Annotated in this window: 2 protein-coding genes; both read right to left on the minus strand. The window is 59.8% G+C overall.

Features of this window, described 5'->3' with window-relative positions; all coding sequences use genetic code 11:
• Positions 1 to 645 precede the first annotated feature (645 nt).
• Positions 646 to 1,326: a DUF2934 domain-containing protein gene (locus tag ACFOM8_RS22820; RefSeq protein WP_377764658.1), complete on the minus strand. Its 681-nt coding sequence runs from the start codon at positions 1,324 to 1,326 to the stop codon at positions 646 to 648.
• 140 nt (positions 1,327 to 1,466) lie between these two features.
• On the minus strand, positions 1,467 to 1,823 hold the full coding sequence (locus ACFOM8_RS22825) for a hypothetical protein (RefSeq protein WP_377764659.1): 357 nt from the start codon (positions 1,821 to 1,823) through the stop codon (positions 1,467 to 1,469).
• Between the last annotated feature and the right edge of the window lie 398 nt (positions 1,824 to 2,221).

Raw genomic sequence — 2,221 nt, forward strand, 5'->3', positions numbered from 1 at the left:
AATGACCCAAAAACCATAATCAAAGGTGGGTCAGTTCTCGATGGAAAACCTGGGTCACTTCTGGGTGGAAATTAACAACCACTGCTCATATTCTTCTCCATTATTGGCCTCTCTTCGGGAGGCAGCAAGGAAACGAGCTGCCAGCGGGATTGGTTCGATGCCCTAGACCAAAATCACTCGGACAGGGTGTGGCGACAGGAGCCAGTCATCTAGGGGGTCCTGGCCTGCTCCCTTGGCGGTTCCCCCAAGGCAGCAGAAAGCCGCAACTCCTCCGCAGGGGAGCGCGCAACACTCAGCGCCCATGTCCGGCAGCATATGGTTGGCTCATCTTCCGAAGACGTCCATCCTCAGGCCGATCATGGCCTCTTGGTGCTGACCCACCAAAGACTGCGACAGAGTTTCTGCATGTACCTGAGACCCCGAAAGAGCACCCGTTCAGTGAGGCCGGCGAACCGAGGCTTTGCCTGCCGCATCCTTTTGTCAGACAACCCTGCGTTATTTCGCCAACAGGCAACACGCGGCACCAAACAAAAGGCCCTCGCGGCCACTCCAAGCAGCGAAGGCCTTCCCTGAAGGATGTGCGTTCTGGATTAACCCAGCTTCATGATACAGAAGCAATCTCCATCAGCAGCCGGAATGAAGACCTCATTCAGCCGTACGGGAGGCTTCGACCGCTTCCGTGGGCTCTTGAGCCAGATTCGCATCCTGAGGCGCTGCCGTGTTGGGTTCCGTGCTCCCTTCCACGACGGCGGCCTTGGGCTCAGCATCACCGGCTGGCATTGAACTGACTGACCCGTCTTCAGACGCTGGCTTTGCTTTGCGCCCCCGTGCTGGCTTTGGCGCCTCAGCGCCGTCTTCCCCTACGGCTTTCGGTTTGCGGCCTCTGGCTTTCACCGGCCTATCCACTGATGCTTCGGCTGCCACGTTGGAGGAGCGTCCGCGCCGCGCTTTAGGCGCCTCTGCGCCTTCTTCCGTCACAGCCTTTGGCTTGCGACCTCGGGTCTTTACTGGCGCCTCCGCTGAGGTTTCAGCTGCCGCAGCGGTTGCTTCGCCGCCGCGCGCGCCCGAGGTGTCCGCAGCCGTTTTCGCCCCAGTCCTCCGCTTCGGCTGGCGGCGCGTCGCGGTTGTCTCGGCCGGGGAGGATGCGCGTGCAGCGTCCTCCGCGTCGATCTCGCGTTCTGCCTGAGACCAGTGTTGCGCATCTCGGCCATGGGGTTGGCCTTCCTGTTCCCAGAGGGAATGGGCCCGTTCCTGGATCCGTCGGGTGCGTTCGGCAGTCATGATGTGTCCTCGTGTTTCCGATGAGACTCTGATCTCCTCGGCCATCGGCGCGAGAGTGGCGAGAATTCAGGTCTTTATGCCGACACCGTGACACGCTGATGCATCCTTGCCAATGGGGTCTCGTCGGCAGATCGAGCGAGGCTATAGGAGAGGCGCTGTCGTCGTCTGGGCGCTCCGATCCGACGTTACAGGCTTCCAGCGCGGCTCATCTTTTTCGGCCAGGGAAGGACGTTGCTCTTCTCCCGTGTCGCCTCCTCGTGAGCAGCCAGTTCCTGTGGCATCATCGTCGCGAGGTGCTTCTCGCGGGTTTTCTGACGGTCCCTGAGGCGGCGGTCGAGTTCTGCCTCGACAAGCAGGTGCAGGGCGAAGCGGTGCAGCCGGTGCGCGTCGGTGAAGCCTGGATCGTTTGCCTCGGCCATGGCGCCGCGGCTCCCCGCCATCAGTTCGACGTCCTGTTTCGAGGCCAGTCTTGTTCCCAGTGCTTCTGCAGCAACTCTCATGGCTTCGTTCATCAGCGTCGTGGGCAGGGTTGCTCCGGTCATGATCTCTCCGTGTCTTCTCCCTGTCGTCCAGGCCGACATCTGCATCTTGGCAAGATGCTGTCCGAGACGGCGGGTATGTCGGCCCTGTCTCCTTGCAACGCTTGAAGAGATCTATAGTTGGAGAGCCTATCCGCAAGTGACCTGCCCCTGAACGTTCATCCGGACGCGACGTCAGTCCGACAGCCGTTGCGCGATCACACACTTGGGCAGCTTGAAATGACCAGTTGGTGATCGTCCGGAGGAAGAGAGTGGAACGATTAGCGCGCAAACACTTGGTGCGCCGTCCTATAGTTCCATAATCTTGATTATCAGTTGTCATTGTATAGCCGCAAAGTTAAAATGTCTCACCTCTGCAATTCAGGAATGTCACACTCCCCTGGATGAGCATCGTGTCGATC

The sequence above is a fragment of the Paracoccus angustae genome, from assembly GCF_042648745.1.
Taxonomy (GTDB): Bacteria; Pseudomonadota; Alphaproteobacteria; order Rhodobacterales; family Rhodobacteraceae; genus Paracoccus; species Paracoccus angustae.

Coding starts and splice junctions, on each gene's coding strand:
- ACFOM8_RS22820 (WP_377764658.1), bottom strand. CDS start 1,326: ATGGCCGAGGAGATCAGAGTCTCATCGGAAACACGAGGACACATCATG.
- ACFOM8_RS22825 (WP_377764659.1), bottom strand. CDS start 1,823: ATGACCGGAGCAACCCTGCCCACGACGCTGATGAACGAAGCCATGAGA.